Below are 17,668 nucleotides of genomic sequence, written 5' to 3'. Positions count from 1 at the left end.
TAACGGAGGTTGCGATTGAACAAGGAAGCGGATCGCATTGGAGATAACGCGATTCGGGTCGAGGGCAACGTTGTCGGTTCCGCGCTCATAACGGGTGACGGAAACGTAATCACGATCGTCTACTCGGGTGGCTTTGTTCGAACTCGCCAATCACATGCCCCAAACCCGTACAGAGGGCTTCAGGCGTTTGATGAGACATCTACCGAGTTTTTCTTTGGTCGAGAGCGCGTCGTTGATCGGTTGATCAAGCGATTGGCGTACTTGACGTCGCCCGCGGCGGCCGGAACGACCCGGTTGCTTACCATTCTGGGCCCTTCGGGTTGTGGGAAAAGTTCCGTTGCTCGTGCCGGCCTGTTGCCGGCCTTAGCGCAGGTCAATGTCCCTTGGCTTCGAGAAGCGAGCGTCGCAATTCTTCGGCCGGGAAACGATCCTATCGAGTCGCTGGCGGACTCTTTGGCACGGTTAGCTACCGGGCAGGCCAATCCATCAGCAACACGAATTGAGTTTGCCGGATTGGTGCGGGAACGCGCCCGGTTGGGCGCGCATGATAGCGTGTCACTGATCATGCGCGCTTATTGTCCCAGTGCGAAACGGTTGATCGTTCTAGTGGATCAATTCGAAGAAACTTACACTCTTTCGAAGCCCCTCGATCCGAGAAATCAAGCGCAGATTCAAGCGACCAAAGCTGAGCGAGACGCCTTCGTGAATGCGTTACTGCATGCTGCAGCAGAACCGGAAGGCTTGATCTCAGTCGTATATACACTGCGAAGCGATTTCTTAGGTGCATTGAGCGAGCACCCTGAACTGAGCAACACAGTCGCTATCACCCATGAATTATTGCCATCCATGGGGCGCGAAGACCTGCGGCGGGCTATAGCCGAGCCGGCGCGCGTAGCGCAGGATCCCATCGACTCAGCGACCATAGAACGCATTCTTGACCAGGCAGAGGGCGAGACTGTTGCTCTACCCCTTGTACAATTCGCATTGGAACAAATCTGGGAGAGGATGCGCGATAGCTTGTCCCCTGCCGACACATTAACGTCGTTGGGTGGAATTGGCGGCGCGCTCGCGAGTCGCGCTGACGAAGTTCTGGCGGCGCTGCCTCTTGAACAACAGAAGCTGGCTCAGCGCGCTACTCTTATGACGGTTCAGCTTGGCGATGTTGCGGCACGCGACACACGCCGAAGAGCTTGGCTTGACGAGATAGTACCGGCGGGCTGCACCGAACGAGAGGTCCGCGAAGCAGTTGAACCTTTCGTCGAAGCGAGGTTGCTCGGCATCGGCGCTACCGACAGTGGCCGAGTCTGGATCGAGCTTCCACACGAAGCGTTGATACGTCACTGGCAGCGTCTGCTCGGCTGGCTAGAAACGCAGAGGGAGGATCTCCGCTTTGGCCGTCACTTACAAACGGTCGCCTCTGGGTGGGATCGAGCGAAGCGTCCGCGTGGCAGTCTTTGGCGTCCCCCCGATCTCGATCTTCTCCGACGTTACGCGATGCGGAGCCAAGGTGCTTTAACAGAACTACAGTCGGCATTCCTTGCTGCCTCAGAGCGGCAGTCCAAGCTTGAATGGTGGCTCGTCAGGGCGGGTATGGCCGCCATCTTGGCACTGGCCATGGCCGCCGGTTCGCTGGCCTTTGTTAGTTCGTCTCAACGCGACGTGGCCGAACGAGCCAGATCTGAAGCTTCTAAGCAACGCGACGACGCTCTTCGTTCGCAATCGCTGTTTTTAGCTCAAACATCAGCGACCCTCGCACGGAAGGGCGAAACTCGCCTCGCCGCCTTCGCTGCTATGGAAGCTCTTGGGCTAGAGCCACAACAATCCCGGCCCTACGTACCAGAGGCCGAAGCCGCACTGACGATGGCTCTAGAAGGATACCTCGCTCGAGGACAGTCGCTCGGCCACATGGCCCGCCTCGTCGGCCTGGACGCCAATCTCCCGGTAGATCGAGTTGCGACGGCTGGAGCGGACGGCACATCTATCTTGTGGACCTATTCAGAGGGTCGTTCAATCGCAAGATTGGCGCGCTGTGAGCAGAACCGACGCGACAACGCGCACGTCAATTTTGTCAAATTCAGTCCTTCCGGCAAGGCTATCGTCTCTCTGTGTTCAGACGGCACCGTGTTGGTGAGCGAGAGCGACTTAGGAAAGGAAATTTGGCAATTTAAGTTACAATCTACTCAGGGCGAGAAAACCTGGGGAAACGCCTTGATGCATGCGGCCTTTAGCTCCGATTCTCAATTGCTGGCGGTTGGCGATGACGCTGGACGCCTTACAGTATTTCGAGCGAGCGACGGTGTGCTGATAAGCCAATTTTCAGGCCACGGCATATTCGGCCAACAGGGCGACGTGGACTTTGTAGATGTCGCCTCTTTAGGCGCGCGCGTCTTGTCGGCTTCGCGCGATGGGACCGTACGAATATGGAAGATCAAGTCTACTGACGATCCAGTCGTTCTCTCAATGCAAGTTTTGGATCGCCACGGTCGAAATGAATTGCCGATCGTGCCGGTTGTCATCGCGTCCAATATGTTCGCAAATCACGTGAGATATGCAAAGTTCATCGTAAGCGATACAATGGTAGTAACGCATTCGACGGATGGTGTCGCCAGACTTTGGAATGCTGATACTGGCGCAAAACTTCGGGAGTTTGGTTCAAGTTCAAGGCAAGTTGGCCAGGTCACAACGTCTGCCGACGGAAATAAAGTCGCTTTAGCTTGGACGGATGGGTCAACTGATATTATCGACGCATCGTCGCTTAGTACGATCCGCACTTTTGAGACCGACAAAGACCCCATTGCGGTGGCCTTTTCCAAGGATGGGACCCTATTCGGAGTTCAGTCGAGAAACGCAGTTGTCGTCTATTCCGTGAACCCGCAGTCGTCGATACGCTACGAAACGCAGGTTGGCTCGGTCATCGGCTTTCAGTTTACCAACGCTTCTGAAATCCTCGTAGCCGACTCGCTTGGTCGAGTAAATGTTCGAGATTTTGTTGCGAGCGCAACTCGTGTCATCGCCAATCACATCGGGCCAGTAGCGGACCTTATTTTTGGCCCTCATGACGCCATTCTATTCTCTGGTTCATCTGACGGCACGATTCGCGGTTGGACGGAAGGCACCCTTACTTGGCTCGGTCCGATCGCACAGCCAGGGCGCCCAATCAAACGGATTGTGCCGTCTAAGGATGGATCACGTCTCCTTCTCATCCTCGCTGATAACTCACTCGAAGTTTGGAGTTCAGAAAAGCGCATTCTTGTATCAAGCTTGGATAAACCCAAGAGCGGCGTGCTTGATGCAACCTTCTCCTTAGATGACTCGCTAGTCAGGGCGGCTCTTCAGAATGGAGAAATTCAAAGCTGGTCTAGTGAAAATGGTCAAAGCACGTCCTTAATTCCAGCTTCACACCCTTTTTCTGCTGCGAAGTTTTCGGAGGACGGTGACAGCGTTGTGGCCGCATATACGGTGGCGGGAATAGAAACCTACAACTGGACTTCGCATACCCGACAGAAGATTTCGACCGGACAGCGCATATCAGATGTTGCGATTAGCTCAAATGGCACGTTGGTCGCGTTCGCTGACGAATTAGGTGCCGTCACGATTCAAGGGGGGGCGCTCCCTCGTAAGCAAACCTCTTTGTGGCCGCGTAAATTTCCAATTCAAGGTATACTATTCGACCACTCTGGAGAACGCCTAGCGATCGCATACGCTGATGGACAAGTCTTCGTCCATAGGGACGAAGAACCACCTCAAACCGTTGCCGTAGATCCTATTGAGGGTCGCGTGCTGTCCTCTCTCGCGTTTAGTCCCGATGGCCGAAAGCTTGCCCTCGGTTACGATGACGGAACAATTCGATTGCTCGCAGTTGAGTACTCACATCCACTTGTCGTGAGCAGGTTTACAGGCCACGCAGGCCGCGTGACAAAGCTATTGTTCTCGAAGGATGCAACAACTCTTTATTCTTCTTCTTCCGATCATACTATTAGGTCATGGTATGCCTTCCCAACTTTAACGGCACTTGGAGCGTTTGCCCGCAGTCTCAATCTGCCTAGTATCACGCCAGCGGAACAACGTGCGCTGGCTTTGCAGTCGGTAACGGAAAGCGAAAACACCCCTCCCCTCGGGCAGACAAAAGCCAGCGGCCCGCCCACTGAATGCGATTTCGCCGCAGCCCATCCGTTTGACTTTAATCGCATAGTTCAAAGCATCGTTTGGGATCGATTAGACGGCCGTAGAGCACTTGAATACTGCAGACGCGCGGTTCAAGACGCCCCTGACAACCCACGCCTTTGGTTTCAACTTGGTCGCGCCGAACAACGCTCCGGAACACTAGAGAACGCTCTGAACATTTTTAGCGATTTGGCAAACAAGAATTATACGCCGGCTTACGCCGCTGCCGCCGATATATTGCGAAAGAGGAACAAGTTAGGCGAAGCAGTGCAGCTCTATAGAAAGGCGGCTGCCCAAGGCGACCCTCGAGGCATGTACCAGCTGGCTTGGATTTTCAAACAGGTCTACGAATTTCAACAATCCGAAATCAAACCCGATAGCTATATATGGCAGGCAGCGAGCAGCAAGCATTGGCTAGCCGAAACCGACATTGCCATTGAGCTCATGAGAAGTTCCGCGGATTCACCAATCGCAGCGCAGCTACTGTCCGACGCGCACGACAACGGCTTCGAGTTCGCTGGAGCTTTATTAGGCCAACTTTGGGTCAGCGGTTACCTTGGAATCAAGGATTCCAATTTGGCACTTGATTACTTCCAAAGTGCAGCTCAGGCGGGCGACGGGTTGGGTTTGTTCGCCTTTCAAAAATTGACAAGGACGCTGGCGACCGGTCAGCAAGGCATTCGGATGCCGTTATGGGATCTGCCTCTTCTCCCGACACCCCGCCCAGGAGAGGCAATATCCGAGTGTGACAACCTGGCCGCCATGCCTTTCGACCCTGGCAAAGTAGTGGAAGGAGTGTGGTTTAGCGATTTGCGGGCGGGCGAAGCAGTAACCGAGTGCCGCGCTGAAGTTGCTCGCTCGCCCGAGGTGCCACGACTGAATTACCAATTGGGGCGTGCGTATGCAAAACAGAATAACAAAGCGGAAGCGATAAAATATTATTCGTTGGCCGCAAAGGCCGGGTATCCCATCGCTCGATATGCCCTCGCGGTTGCCTACAGGGACGGAGAAGGTGTCGCGTCAAGCGCCGGCAGAGCGAAGGACGAATTTTCAGATCTAGCGCTGGGAAATTTCCCGTTGGCCAATGTGGCGTTGGCCGAAACACTCATAGGAGACAGCTCATTTGCAATCGAGTTTACTCACGATAATCGGTCGGAGATTCTCAGAAATCTAGAAATCGCTGCTTTGTCGGGATTGCCTGAAGCGCACGTAAGACTTTCAGATTACTATACGAACAGAGGGACAAACATTACGGGTGGAGGCAAAAACGGTCTAAGGGGTTTGTACCACCAAATTATTGCGGAGGTTATTTATGCGCGGTTCGGTTTATACAAGAGCGAAGCATCGGTAGCGGCCCGCCGGGAGCAGATCTATAGTGACTTTTCGAGTGCTGAAATTGCTGAAGTCTGGCGCCGCGCAGCTGCTTGGGTGCCGGGAACGGCATTCCAATACGAAATCGGAAAAATAACGGGAAGTGATCAATAGATTGCAGGACGCCCGACCCTCCCGCTGCTAGGGAGCGCCATCAACGATTTCAATATCTTACGAGAAAGATTAGAGGCATTAGCGGCACATATTAGCGGCATGCCGGGAGCACAGGCTACCCACATACGGCGCATAATGAGCCAGCTTGCGTGCGACGGCGATTTTGGCCTTCTTCAAGCGGGACCGACTGCCCGGCGAAGGGTTCTGAATCCTCTTGCGCGAGGGAACGTCACCGGATGGCCGAGAGCCGGCGGGGCTTCGGAAGCGCCGGCCGCCGGCGCGCGTAGAGCCCGGTCCGGCGAAGTCGGATGCGCCCATTTCGAATTGTTGCCAGCAGAGACCTCCATGGCCGCGAAAAGGGCTGGTGATAGTTTGTCCGCCGCAGCGACCCGGCCCCCGAACTCAGGTAGTCTTGGCCTTTAGCCGCCACCTGAACGAGAATTAGAGGATGAGAATCGTCTACATTGAGATCGATAATTTCAGAGGAATACGGAAGCTGCGCTGGGCGCCGAATCCAAAGGTGAATTGCCTCATCGGACCTGGCGATTCGACCAAGACAACGATCCTGGATGCAATCGAGCTTGCCCTGAACCCAAGATCATATTCCTTCGCCGACGACTCTGATTTCTATGATCTGAACTACGACCAGCCCGTCAACATTGTCGTCACGGTCGGCGGTTTGCCAGCGGAGTTTAACGCGGACGATCGCTATGGCATGCACCTTCGCGGCTGGGATGAAGAGGCATCAAAGATAGAGGATGAGCCAGGCCCGGGGCTTCAGAATGTTCTGTCTCTTCGCGTAACCGTGGACAAGACCCACGAAGCTCGGTGGTCACTCCATAACAATCGCATAGAAGTTGATGGCGGCAATGACCCACCGGCGCTGAGATACAAGGATGCTCTGCATCTTGCCACGACGAGGCTTGGCCCCTACGCCGAACGTCATTTGGGATGGAGCCGTCTATCCGTTCTGAACCGGTTGGGCGACACGGCTGACACTCTCGGCGGCCAGCTCGCGGACGCAAACCGCGCTGCGCGCGCCGCATTCACTAAGGGAAATCCCGAGGTCTTCAAAGAGACCGCGGAGCGCGCGGAAAAACTTAGCAAGCATTTTTCTGTTCCCGTTCGCGAAAATACGCGGCTGAACTTGACGTTCGGGGCGTGAATATCACGGCGGGAGGCATATCGCTGCACGACGGCAAGTTGCCTCTCCGGCGGCTCGGTACCGGTTCGTCCCGGCTGATCGTTTCAGCGCTGCAGCACGACGCGGGCGGATCGCACGTTGCCCTTATCGATGAGATCGAACATGGGCTCGAACCACATCGAATCGCGCGCCTCCTGAAATATCTCAGCGCCCCTCCCGCAGAACCGGGAAATGCTCCGCCGTCGCAGATTTTCATAACGACGCACTCGCCCGTCGTCATACGAGAGCTGACAGCTGCCGAAATCTCGGCGGTGCGATCGGTCGACGGCCTCACAGAAGTTAGATCGGTCGTGGCCACGGCAAGAGACCGTGGCACAGCACAGCGGCATCTGCGCGCCTGTCCGGACGCCTTTCTCGCCCGGAAGATTGCGGTCTGTGAGGGAAGAACCGAGCAAGGTCTGGCCCGCGGCCTTGACGCCTACTGGAGTTCACAATGCAAACTGGAGTCATTCGCCCTCCGGGGCGCGATATCGATTGACGGGAACGGCAACGGCAGCGCGCCGATTCTCGCCGATCATCTCATTAATCTTGGTTACGATGTGTTCCTGTTGCTCGATTCCGACGTAAAGGTTGATGACAAGGTCTTGGAAGCTCTGAGGGTCAAGGGCGTTCGTGTCTACGAATGGACAGGCGGATGCTCAACGGAAGAACGCATATTCCTTGACGTGTCCTGGACAATGGTCGGCGCATTGGTCGCATTTGCCTCCCAGTGCGTAACCGCCGACAGTGTAAGAGCGCAGCTCAACAAGGTCTGCAAAGCCCAGGGTTTGCCTGAGCTGACCGATCTCAGTCTTCCTACCAAGCTTGACACCACCGCCTTCCGAACCGCACTCGGCAAGGCGGCGAAGAACGAGGATCGATCATGGTTCAAGGACATATCGAGGGGCGAACAGCTCGTCGAAATATTGGGGCCCAGCCTTGAAAAACTGACCGGCAAGCCGTTGGCCGAAGGAGTGATCGCGCTGCGGAAATGGATCGATGGCTGAGAAGGGGGAGACCGATAGCGCAATCGCTCAGCTTGCTTCCACTCTTCGCCTCGGAAGTATCGTTGCCGCGGCAGGTTGCGGAAAAACGGAGCAGATCGTCAATGCCACACATCTCAGCGGAGGCCGTAGGCTGATCCTGACGCACACACATGCGGGCGTCGACGTTCTGCGGCAACGCCTCAAGAAACTGAATGTCCCGAGAAGCAAGTTTCGTCTGGATACGATTGCCGGATGGTGCCTGCGTTACGCGGCATCGTTCCCCGCCCGGTCGGGGCTCGGAAGTCTCGTTCCCCGAACCGACGGCGAATGGAATGCGGTCTACCAGGCCGCTGCCAGGCTCGTTAAGAGCAGTGCCGTCAATCCGGTGCTTTCAACCTCATATTGCGGTGTCTTTGTTGACGAGTATCAGGATTGCTCTGCCCTCCAGCACGACGTCGTGACGGCGCTATCCGAAGTTCTTCCCGTCTGCGTGTTTGGTGACCCGTTGCAGGCAATCTTCGATTTCAAAGGACAGGAGCCGGTCGATTGGCCAACGCAGGTGTATCCGACCTTTACCAAGGCTGGCGAACTCCTGAAACCCTGGCGCTGGCTGAAGCCTGAAAACGAGAATGCACCGCTCGCGGTATGGTTAAAACAAATGCGCACGGCACTAGAAGCCGGCATGGACGTCGATCTTGCGGGCTGTCCCGACTGTGTAAGATGGGAGATCCTGCCGACCGATCCCAGGTTCAGAACGAATAAGATTGTCGAGGCGTGCAAGCGGGCTCGCGGTCAGGCCGGGGACGACGCGCTCGTTGTTATCGCCGACGCGGCGAATATCGGCGCGCGCGGCTACATTGCCAAGCAGCTCGCGAAAGCCGGATTCTCTAAGATAGAGCCGATAAGCTGCGCAACTCTATACCGGGCGGCAAAGAAACTTGAGAAGGAAAAGGGTTTCAATCAGCTCAGAGCAACGATGGCCTTCATTAGTGATTGTATGACCGGCACGGGCGAAACTCCGTTTCTGAAGGCCGTCGAGGCTCGCCGGAAAGGATTAAGGAAAGGCGCCGCGCAGTTCGGGTCTCTCGTTGATTTAGGGGTAGCGCTGGTCGATAACCCCACCCCGGCGAACCGGCTCGCTCTCCTTGACGGGTTTCACGGCCGCGACGATTCATATTGCTTCCGGCGTGAAATGTTCTATGCGATGCGCGCAGCATTGCTGATTTGCATTAGCCGACCGTCTTGCACATTGGCCGATGCAATCTGGGAGGTTCAAAGCAGGGCGCGGCATGCTGGAAGGATCATTGCTAGACGGAGCGTCGGAAGCACGCTCCTGGTAAAGGGGCTGGAATTCGATCATGCCGTAGTGATCCATACGCCTGGCATGACACGGAAAGACTGGTATGTGGCACTGACGAGGGCCAGTGTAACCTTGACGCTTCTCGTCCCCGCTCAGCGATTTCCCCTGGCCAAGTAGCGCTTTCAGCCGGCGCATCGCTCAAGCAGACCGCCTACAAAGCTGCCAGTTTCCTTGGCGGAACATACCCGGACCGCTGTCGGTGCGAAGCGGGGATTGTGCCGTGGAGAAAACGCAGAAACATTAAAACATTCAGCAAGATCAACAGCATTCGGAGGAAGCTGCATCCGCCAACTCGCCAATTGGTTCAATCGGTCAATGTCGAAGCGATGAGCGGCCTTTCTTGTTGAGGGAGATGCACCCGAATCTTTGGCAAGATACCCGGACTATTTCTCGTCGTCGGGTTCTGCCGAATCCTCCGCCAGAGAACGGTAATACTCTTCGGCAGCCTCATCGATGATTTCATCGTTCACATCGGGCTCGATAACTTCGGCGCCATGCTCGTAATATTCTTCGAGCGTCAAAATTGCCTTCCCGAGTTCGCTGAGGATGACATTGACCTTATGCTCTTCAACCTCATCAAACCCCGATCGCTCCGGAACATCATCGAAGTAATCGTATGAGAGCCACGGCCAGACGTTTGCCATATACTCTGCCATGCTATGCGTCGGCAGCCACTGCGAAACGATGTAATCAGGCTCGCCGTTGTCAATTTGGTCTGAATCGAAGTATATTTTGCAATCTCTAAAGCCTAGGCTTTTGTTGACCCACTCCTCGACCACGAAATAGATCTCCGGCTTGCCGGCGAATTCCTTGATCGTAGGCAAGTCCAGCGTGAGCCTGAGCTTACGGAATGCCGAGGTGTCGGATACACCCTTCTCTAGACCTTCCGCAGCAGCCGCGTTCAAGATCTGGTCTGGCGGGATATCAATGGACCAATGTCCGCCTTTGCCGTACCGGATCAGGCTTGCATCCACGCGTTGCCAGAGCGTCAGACCCGTTTCGGGATTGTAGAGCATGATTGCCACCGGCAGCGAATGGCCACGCCAATACCGTAAATGACGCTCCTCTCCGTAGTAGACGTAATTTTCGCCGCGTTTCCGGAAGAACGACTTACCGCTTTTGATCTGCAAGGCTAAGAGCCGCCCAGTTGGCTCCTTCTCCGTTGCAATTTCAACGTGGGCGTCTATTCCCCAGTCGGCGATGGTCTGCTCGCGAAATATCCAGCCCAGCTCTTTCGTGAATATCTGCCCTACGGCATTCACGCCTTCCCGATCCGTCAGCTCCATACAGCATCCTGGGTATAAGCGGCGCTACGGCCTATAGGGAGGAAATCCGAACAGGCCCCGTGGGCGTGGTGAGCCCGTCTGATCGAAGATCTTCTCGAATAGCTTTATCAGGAACGCGTCTTGCGAATTCAGAGACGCGTCGGGCAGCGTGGCCTCATGCTTCACATCATTGGTCCAGAACCTGCCATAACTACCGGTTGGTTGACCACTGATGACCAACGTCCTGTCCTTCAGACCGGTGACGCCGGCAATGACGCGGACGGGGAATTTGACGTTCATAACAGTTGTCATGAACTCAAGCACATGGAAAAGCGTTTCCGCGAAAGCCTTCTCGCAGGCTTCGGTTAGATACCACCGGTTCTGCCCTTGCTCACCTTGGCGCATTAGATCAGCGTTGACGCCCCACACCTCCCCCTTGGGGAAGTATTGCAGGATCGCATCCAAGTTCTGGGTGTTCCCGGCTGGCTCAAAGGTGGCGACACCAAGTTCATTCGACATCACCATGGCGCCGGAGCGGGTCTGTCCGAACGTACCAAACTTTCCGATATTGTTGACGAGCGTCTTCTCGGACAAGAGCCTGGGCAACGGCTCCGTCGGCATCACGCGCAGAAACAGGACTTCCCGGAACGGCATAAACATGTCCGTCTGCATCTGCCGCGAGGAACCCAGATTTTGCCCGACGCTGAAGAAGAACTTATCGGGCTGCTCGACGGCGAAGGGCTCATACGGCTCGAAGGAAGGCGCAGTGACCGTGGGAGCCTTCAGGAATCCCTTCAGCGCGGTGACGAACTGGTCCTTCAGAACCTTCTTCTGGTCTAGGATCTCAGCTTTCGTCGCACCCTCGACGAGCCGGTACGTCACTGGCCAACGTTTGTGCTTGATGTCGAAGGGCAAACATTCCGGGCCGCCGAATGCGAGGTTGAGTACGGCGATCACGTTCTTGTCGCTCAGGCCATGGAGGGCAAAGCCGAGTTCGATCGCGACGTTGGGATTCATTAGAGGCCGCCCAGGCTGCTCGCCAACAGGGGTTTGGGTGGCTGGTCCCGCTCCCACGGGTGTGACATCACCAACGAAGACGGTTGCCGCCCGAATCTTATCCAGAATCGTATCCGCGACGCTGGGCATACCAGTTACGTCCTTGGTGTCGTGGTCTAGGTGGAGGTCCGCCCGACGCGCCTCATCCGGCGGTTCATCAATGTCCGGAGTCTCCTTCAACTCTTGGATGGCTTCATCCAGTGCGTCACGGATCACGAAACGGGAGATGCGGCCAGGCAGGTCGGACTGCCACGCCCAGAAGACCTTCATCGCTTATCCTCGACCCCACGGGAATGCAGGGAGCCACCCCCTGCTTTGAAGCCAGGTTATAGCACCAGCAGCCCCGGCTGCAGCCAGCCCGGTCCACAAGAAGGATCGAGGACGCGCCGCCTTGATCGACACCCAATACAGAAGAGAGCCGATGATCAGGCCCCAGTTCTTTCTGAAATCGCCATTCCGCTTGGCGATCTCGACCAAATCCGAATCGGACACCTCGACCTCCTGTCACGTCCAACGCCTGCCCTGGACCTTGCTGTCCCAAGGGTTTTAAGCAACGCACCCTATGGTCCACCGGACGCCGTCAACCGCAACGCACCGTCGAGGCTACGACAACAACGCACCGCGACTTTTCTGTATGATAAGGCGGCCCCGCTTAAATATAGTTTACAACCCCCTAATTTCCGAATTCATGCACGAAATCAGCTTCTTAGGTCTGTATAACTTGGGACCGATGAACAGATCCTGGCACCTGTTTTGCCCGGCGGAGCAAGCGCTATTCCACTTTTGCCGAATAGTCTTCTTCAGCGTTGAGTTTGCGGCAGATCGGCTGGAAGCTGCTGATGGAGGCGGGAATCGAAGCGTCTTGCCTCTGACGCTCTCTGCGTCAATCCCAAGTGCGTCGTGGAGTTCGGGGAAGGAACGCCGCCGTGGACCATGATTTCCCAACGCCGTATTTTGGCGACGACTTTCCCGGCGGCGGCCTGAGCTGGGGCAAGAAAAACAGCAGCACCTCCGGCCCTCCCCGGAAGCGCCGGAAACCCAAGTACAAGGCGGAGATCAGGAAATGAAGTCCTCGAACGCATCACCTGGTGGCACATCCGCAAGATCCTGCCGTTCATTCCCATGTCCCGGCGCAGCTACAGCGAACGGGAAATGGAGCTGCGGCTCAAGGAGCTGCAGCTCATGGGCTTCTTCCTGTGGGTCGGGCTGGGCGCCGTGCTCGCCGACGCCGCCATGAGCTGAGCCCAATTATTTTCTTCCGCCTCCCTTGAACAACTTCCAGGCTACCATAGGTCTACGGGCCACGGCAGGCAGTATGTCACCGTGTTTCGGAACCCCAGGCTGGGGTTGACTCGTCAGTAGGCGCGCGCTGCGCCGGCCGGTCTAAAATGGACTGGTTGTGACTGCACCAAAACTTCGAGCTGTGCCCTCCGTGACGAGTCGGCCACGTCGAAGATCATCGCCCGTTTCGGGTGGCGATCTTCTGCGTGGGAAGACCTCCCCGTCGAAATCCCCATCCTTACGGGCCAATTAGAGGCTCGACCACCGATGGGAAAGACTGTCCCTCACCACGTCTACGTAACCGCCGCCATGGCCTTGGCCGCAGCTGGCTTTGCCATGACTGCCGCCATTCTCTCTGGCGATCCGGGCGAACTGCACCGCTTGACCGACGCATTCCTGTACGGGTTTCGTGTCCTGATTATCGGCCTCGCAATCCGCCCGCAGAGCAAGGAGGGCTAAGCACGGAAAGCATCTAGAGGCTTACCGCTCTCGGCCTTCAGCCAGGTAGGTTCGGCACCGCGCCCCGCCCAGGTCTTGGACGGGTCGCGGAGGCTGCGATACTTGACTCTGCCAAGGGTGGTCGCTTGCCTTCGCTCGGCTTCCGACGCGGTTCGCTGACGCGCTTGCTTAACGGCCGGCGTCGGCGTCTCATGGCAGCCGGACGCAGCATTACGAGAGCATCCATGGGCAACGAACGCATCGTTCGAAAGTCCAGCCTTCCATCAGCTCAAAAGATGTGACGAGAGCGTTCTGACAAGGTGCAAGAAGACGAAAGGCACGCCCCAGACGGCGCGGGGCCTCAGACTTTAGTTCACATCCTTCCCCGCTCGATGATTCGGCTGCTGACTACCGTGCCCAGGTTGAGCTTCAAGAAACTGACCACGGCTTGCGAAACTTGGGTAGGCTTCGACTCAGCAGCCTTCTTGTCATGAGCAGCAAGGTAATTTCGCGCTTTCTCCGGATCGGGCGCGCCTACGTAGTATTGCGCGTCCCCATTTACGAACAGCCATCCCTTTACGACGGGTCGTTTTGCGGCAGGTCGCTTCATTACGATGCTCGAGCCCGTCCGGACTGTTCGCTTCAACGCCATTTTGTGATCTCCCAAAGAACCTTAGAATGTGAATTCGCGAATTGTTAATCGGGGCGGTGCGGCGGTTGGCGCCCTCAATGCCGGGCCGTAGGGAACGGTCGACCGCACTGTTTGGCTTGCTCCGCGCGGTACCATTGCTAAAGGCCGCCGCTTGCTCAAGCGTCACTTCTGGTTGTATCTCAATCGATCCCACTGGGCAGTGGACAGAGAAGCTGGATGACAAATTGGAAACAAGGTGGGTGGACTGGCAGTCTCAACGCCTGGGTCAATCACGAAATACAAGATCATTTTCGCACGAATGCACCCGCGAGGCGCACCCGGTATGCACCCATCACTCGGCTGATTCACGGCATTTTCGATAACGCCACGTTCGGCCGAGTGATCGCACTCTATGCGTCCATTGCTCTCTTGATCGGAATCGCGGAGATCGCCCTGCCCGCACACTTGCCTCAAGCATTTTTCGGCTGGACCGGCACAAACGAGGTCAAGTCGTTACTAACCAATGTCGCGAGTTATCTGATCACCGCGCAGGTCGGCGTTCTCGGCGTCGTTTCCATCGCTATCGGGCTTGTGACGATCATAGCCCAGCGCGAGAATGGCTCGACGGACGTGCAAGTCTATTATCACGAGTCCTTGGCATTCGGTATCGTGGCGAGTTCGATCGCACTGATCGTCGTGCTGTGCGCACAGCTACTATGGCCCGTTCAATTCACTCTACATTGGCTTGGGTTTGGGACTGGACTGCAGGTATTTAAGCTCATATTGACCGCTCTTCATATCGCTTGGCTCATCCTTAACCTCAGCGCCACGGCTCGCTTTGTGGCGACCACGCTCGCCTTCGTCCAACAGAAGGCTCGTGAGGCCTTACGCGAGCGTTACACGACCAACGTCGTTCTCCCCGTTGAAATGCGCAAACGACTTCGAGAGCAGCTTTACCTTGGTGCGGGTCCTGAACTTGTCAAAGAGTTCTGGCCGACCGCAACAAAAGGATGGAAAGAACCAACGGTGTGGCTGGGCACCGACTTCAGTGGTGTTGGGGAAGTCGAGATTCCGTTCACGCCGGGCAATCGAATTGTTCTCAACGATGTCCGCATGGCATGGGTTCGCTGGGCTGTTGGACGTTGGCTGACCCGCTGCCAAAGCGTCAAGCCCGTTCAAAAGCCCATCGGAGGCCTCAGCGAGGAGCCCTTCCTGGTATTTCCATCACGACTTGACGACAATGCGGAGATCCACTCCGGCTTATGCCGCCGCAAGGGGGGCGTCCCGCTAGACTGGCTGGAAAAAGTCGCGCTCCGCTGGGCTTTCAAATTTAGGAGGGCGAGCGATGACGCGTGAACTCCCCGACCCGCGCGAAATCCTTGAGGAACTGGCCGACAAGGCCGCGTTTCAGATCGATCGGTTGGCGCCCATAGCGTTCGATGCGGCACTCGACGAATTGACCCGATACCATCGCTTCTTGCTTAACGTGAACGCCACGCGAGATCAGGACGGTAAGCCGTTCAATTATGCCGCCGTTCCAGGAGAAGCTTGGCGTGCGCCGCACAACCAATGGATCGGTCAGTACCGACGTCTCTTTGAGCGCGCCGCGAGTCATATTGGCGATGATCCCGACTTTATGGAAAAGCTGGCAAATGTTCCGCTTCGTCTCTTGCCGGGGCGGGACGATCCCCAAATGTCCGATGAGGTACTGCAAGCGATTCTCGATCTTGGCCTCATTATGATCCATCAGATGGAGGCTTGGGTCACTAGGCGCACGGTGGCTGAGGCCGCGCCAGGGACAGCAGCCAGTCCTCGGATATCGCTCGCAGGCTCGGATGCGAAATCCTATGCTAACCTCCTCCTGAATATCATCGGAGCTTGGGAGAGCCTGCTCCAGAACGCCCCATTCATTTTTCGCTGGCGCGACGAGCGGCAGGGGTCGGCTGATGAACGCTGGGATTCGCTGCGGGCAAGCTGGCCCTTTCTGTGGCAGCACCTCCGCAATACTGCCTATATGCTAGCCGTTTCTGTTTGGAACGAAGATGAAGCGGGGACAGCAATCTTTCGCGACGCGCTGATCCGGTGGCCTCAAACACTCAGCCACCATTTCGCAGATCAAGCGCACTTCCTTAACCGCAGGCTGCTGTTTCCAGACATCCTTCGCGTCGACCTTGCCGCCGCGCAGGAGCGGATACGAGCTATAGTGCCGGAATACATGCCGCGCCCAAGCCCTGACGAACTTTTCAATGTTGCAATGCGCGGGGCCCACGACGACGTACTTCTACTGACGGGAGCGCTGCTGCTCCACTGGTCAATGGACCAAAAGCAGGTCAGTGATGTCGGGGCGCGCACGGCTTTGGCACTATTGCGCAGGGAGCTTGAGGATCCTGACGAGGATCGCGGCCAACCCATCCAGGAGAAGTCATTTAGCTCTCTAGCGATGGAAGTTATTCGTCTCGAAATCGCGGCTAGTTACGGCGCCGATCTCGATGATCTAATCAGAAACCTCGACAACATGACGGAACGCAGAGTTGTTCCGGGTCGCGTCTTCACACCCTCTACCTTGCACGATCGCGACGGCGTTCGCGCCGCTTTGCTGGCAATGCTCCTTTCGACGGCGTCCGAGAACGAGAAGGCTGTAGTCAAACGTGTCCAAGACCTGGCGGAGAACGAGTTAGCGCTTCCCAACGGGGATCGTTCCCTGCGTGACATTTTACGTGGGGTCGATCGGTTACTAAACATGTTGGAGGCGCCTCAATCTATTGTGCAGAGAGGCCTGCACCTGCTTAAGCCGGACGCCGATGGCGCCGCTGCAAGTGCATGGGTTAAGTCGGTTATATCATCTTGCGTTCATATAATCGAAGCGGAGCGTACAAAGCGGCTAAAAGAGAAGCCGATCGATAAACAAGCCGTCAGCAAATTGAGGGATACCGCCGAGCGTGCCATGATGACCCCGCCCGGTGGTGTACCATTCTTTCAAGGATTTTCGGTCGAAAGGATACACGGGGACGGTGGCGCCGAAGTCGTCACTTTCCGGCTCAACGGTCTAACTAAGGCGCAGTTCGTAGATCCTCCGATGGACGCCGGCACGGTTGGATTCGCTGAGCACTACGCTGGGCTAATTACTCGAAGCGCAGGTGATCGAGCCTGGCGTCTATTCACTCGAAGAGCACGCCAATCCGCTCGCATTGCTTCTCGTATCGATGAACAGGCCTTTTGGGAGCAAGTGAAAGTGCTTGCACGGGATGTGGGAGCCGAGCCGCTCTTGATAGTGTCCAGGCGCGCACAGGGCCTCGCACTCAGGACACTAGTTCGCAGAATCGGCGAGCCGAAGATACCAATCGCAATTGCTCGCAAAGCCGGCCGGGATGTGGGTGACTTTTACATGGCCACAATTGAGGGGATCGATGTGCACGGCGCCGACTTCGAACCCGGCAAAGCATGGCTGTTCTCGCCTTACCTTCTTCGATCGCTCCAGTATGCCACGATAGGAGACGACGATCACATCCTGCGGGTCAATTTCCAGCCGGGCGAAGATGGTCTCACAGGCCCCCTTGTCGCAGAGTTTAAACAGCACGCTTTGTGGGCCGATTGGACGATGTACGAGATTGACTGTGAAGATCCCGACGATCCGGCCACCTAGCACTGCCGTCGGGGCCTGCTGAGCATTCCCGACGTTATACCACCACTCTGGGAACGTCGCTGGAGGCCAACGGCGGATCTACCCTCCGCCGAGCGTTGTTGATCTTGCTCTGAAATTCGTTGATTCGTGATTTTCGTCCACGGTAACTTCCACGTCGCTTCGTCCCGCCGACGCCC

11 protein-coding genes and 1 pseudogene are annotated in these 17,668 nt (G+C 56.5%); 8 read left to right on the top strand and 4 right to left on the bottom strand.

Features of this window, described 5'->3' with window-relative positions:
• Positions 1 to 15: 15 nt before the first annotated feature.
• The 4 genes from AC0L3P_RS14875 to AC0L3P_RS14860 all read left to right on the top strand — a co-directional run bounded on the left by AC0L3P_RS14875 (position 16) and on the right by AC0L3P_RS14860 (position 9,295).
• Positions 16 to 5,649 (top strand): nSTAND1 domain-containing NTPase, encoded by a 5,634-nt coding sequence (locus AC0L3P_RS14875; protein ID WP_473302380.1) that lies wholly within the window; start codon positions 16 to 18, stop codon positions 5,647 to 5,649.
• Positions 5,650 to 6,097: 448 nt separating this feature from the next.
• Positions 6,098 to 6,814 (top strand): ATP-dependent nuclease, encoded by a 717-nt coding sequence (locus tag AC0L3P_RS14870; protein ID WP_473302376.1) that lies wholly within the window; start codon positions 6,098 to 6,100, stop codon positions 6,812 to 6,814.
• Complete coding sequence (locus AC0L3P_RS14865) at positions 6,811 to 7,839, top strand: ATP-dependent nuclease (RefSeq protein ID WP_473302374.1); 1,029 nt, start codon at positions 6,811 to 6,813, stop codon at positions 7,837 to 7,839. The genes AC0L3P_RS14870 and AC0L3P_RS14865 overlap by 4 nt, the downstream gene beginning before the upstream one ends.
• Positions 7,832 to 9,295, top strand: a complete 1,464-nt coding sequence (locus AC0L3P_RS14860) for a UvrD-helicase domain-containing protein (protein WP_473302370.1) — start codon at positions 7,832 to 7,834, stop codon at positions 9,293 to 9,295. The genes AC0L3P_RS14865 and AC0L3P_RS14860 overlap by 8 nt, the downstream gene beginning before the upstream one ends.
• Positions 9,296 to 9,561: 266 nt before the next feature.
• Here the strand turns inward: AC0L3P_RS14860 and AC0L3P_RS14855 are convergent, their stop codons facing one another.
• A complete protein-coding gene (locus tag AC0L3P_RS14855) occupies positions 9,562 to 10,464 on the bottom strand; it encodes a DUF4365 domain-containing protein (RefSeq protein WP_473302366.1) in 903 nt (300 codons plus the stop codon).
• A gap of 24 nt (positions 10,465 to 10,488) precedes the next feature.
• Positions 10,489 to 11,769 carry a hypothetical protein gene (locus AC0L3P_RS14850; RefSeq protein WP_473302364.1) on the bottom strand — a complete coding sequence of 427 codons (1,281 nt, stop codon included), beginning with the start codon at positions 11,767 to 11,769 and terminating at the stop codon, positions 10,489 to 10,491.
• 656 nt (positions 11,770 to 12,425) lie between these two features.
• Between AC0L3P_RS14850 and AC0L3P_RS14845 the strand changes: the two genes are divergently transcribed.
• Together AC0L3P_RS14845 and AC0L3P_RS14840 are read left to right on the top strand one after the other, a co-directional pair.
• Positions 12,426 to 12,566, top strand: coding sequence for a hypothetical protein (locus AC0L3P_RS14845; RefSeq protein WP_473302362.1), 141 nt, complete (start codon positions 12,426 to 12,428; stop codon positions 12,564 to 12,566).
• 481 nt (positions 12,567 to 13,047) lie between these two features.
• A complete protein-coding gene (locus AC0L3P_RS14840) occupies positions 13,048 to 13,239 on the top strand; it encodes a hypothetical protein (protein WP_473302360.1) in 192 nt (63 codons plus the stop codon).
• On the opposite strand, the pseudogene AC0L3P_RS14835 reads toward AC0L3P_RS14840, so the two are convergent.
• Positions 13,236 to 13,334: pseudogene (locus AC0L3P_RS14835) on the bottom strand (H-NS family nucleoid-associated regulatory protein); the annotation flags it as partial. The gene AC0L3P_RS14840 and the pseudogene AC0L3P_RS14835 overlap by 4 nt on opposite strands.
• A gap of 257 nt (positions 13,335 to 13,591) precedes the next feature.
• Positions 13,592 to 13,828, bottom strand: coding sequence for a hypothetical protein (locus AC0L3P_RS14830; RefSeq protein ID WP_473302357.1), 237 nt, complete (start codon positions 13,826 to 13,828; stop codon positions 13,592 to 13,594).
• Positions 13,829 to 14,086: 258 nt separating this feature from the next.
• Between AC0L3P_RS14830 and AC0L3P_RS14825 the strand changes: the two genes are divergently transcribed.
• Positions 14,087 to 15,205, top strand: coding sequence for a hypothetical protein (locus AC0L3P_RS14825; protein ID WP_473302355.1), 1,119 nt, complete (start codon positions 14,087 to 14,089; stop codon positions 15,203 to 15,205).
• Positions 15,195 to 17,492 (top strand): hypothetical protein, encoded by a 2,298-nt coding sequence (locus AC0L3P_RS14820; RefSeq protein ID WP_473302353.1) that lies wholly within the window; start codon positions 15,195 to 15,197, stop codon positions 17,490 to 17,492. The genes AC0L3P_RS14825 and AC0L3P_RS14820 overlap by 11 nt, the downstream gene beginning before the upstream one ends.
• Positions 17,493 to 17,668 lie beyond the last annotated feature (176 nt).

Source organism: Bradyrhizobium sp. WSM4874 (assembly GCF_055811835.1).
This window is presented reverse-complemented; position numbering and strand designations above follow the sequence as displayed.

Bases quoted from the DNA above. Each gene is read 5' to 3' on its own strand.
- AC0L3P_RS14870 (WP_473302376.1), top strand. From the start codon at position 6,098: ATGAGAATCGTCTACATTGAGATCGATAATTTCAGAGGAATACGGAAG.
- AC0L3P_RS14860 (WP_473302370.1), top strand. From the start codon at position 7,832: ATGGCTGAGAAGGGGGAGACCGATAGCGCAATCGCTCAGCTTGCTTCC.
- AC0L3P_RS14855 (WP_473302366.1), bottom strand. From the start codon at position 10,464: ATGGAGCTGACGGATCGGGAAGGCGTGAATGCCGTAGGGCAGATATTC.
- AC0L3P_RS14850 (WP_473302364.1), bottom strand. From the start codon at position 11,769: ATGAAGGTCTTCTGGGCGTGGCAGTCCGACCTGCCTGGCCGCATCTCC.
- AC0L3P_RS14840 (WP_473302360.1), top strand. From the start codon at position 13,048: ATGGGAAAGACTGTCCCTCACCACGTCTACGTAACCGCCGCCATGGCC.
- AC0L3P_RS14830 (WP_473302357.1), bottom strand. From the start codon at position 13,828: ATGAAGCGACCTGCCGCAAAACGACCCGTCGTAAAGGGATGGCTGTTC.
- AC0L3P_RS14825 (WP_473302355.1), top strand. From the start codon at position 14,087: ATGACAAATTGGAAACAAGGTGGGTGGACTGGCAGTCTCAACGCCTGG.
- AC0L3P_RS14820 (WP_473302353.1), top strand. From the start codon at position 15,195: ATGACGCGTGAACTCCCCGACCCGCGCGAAATCCTTGAGGAACTGGCC.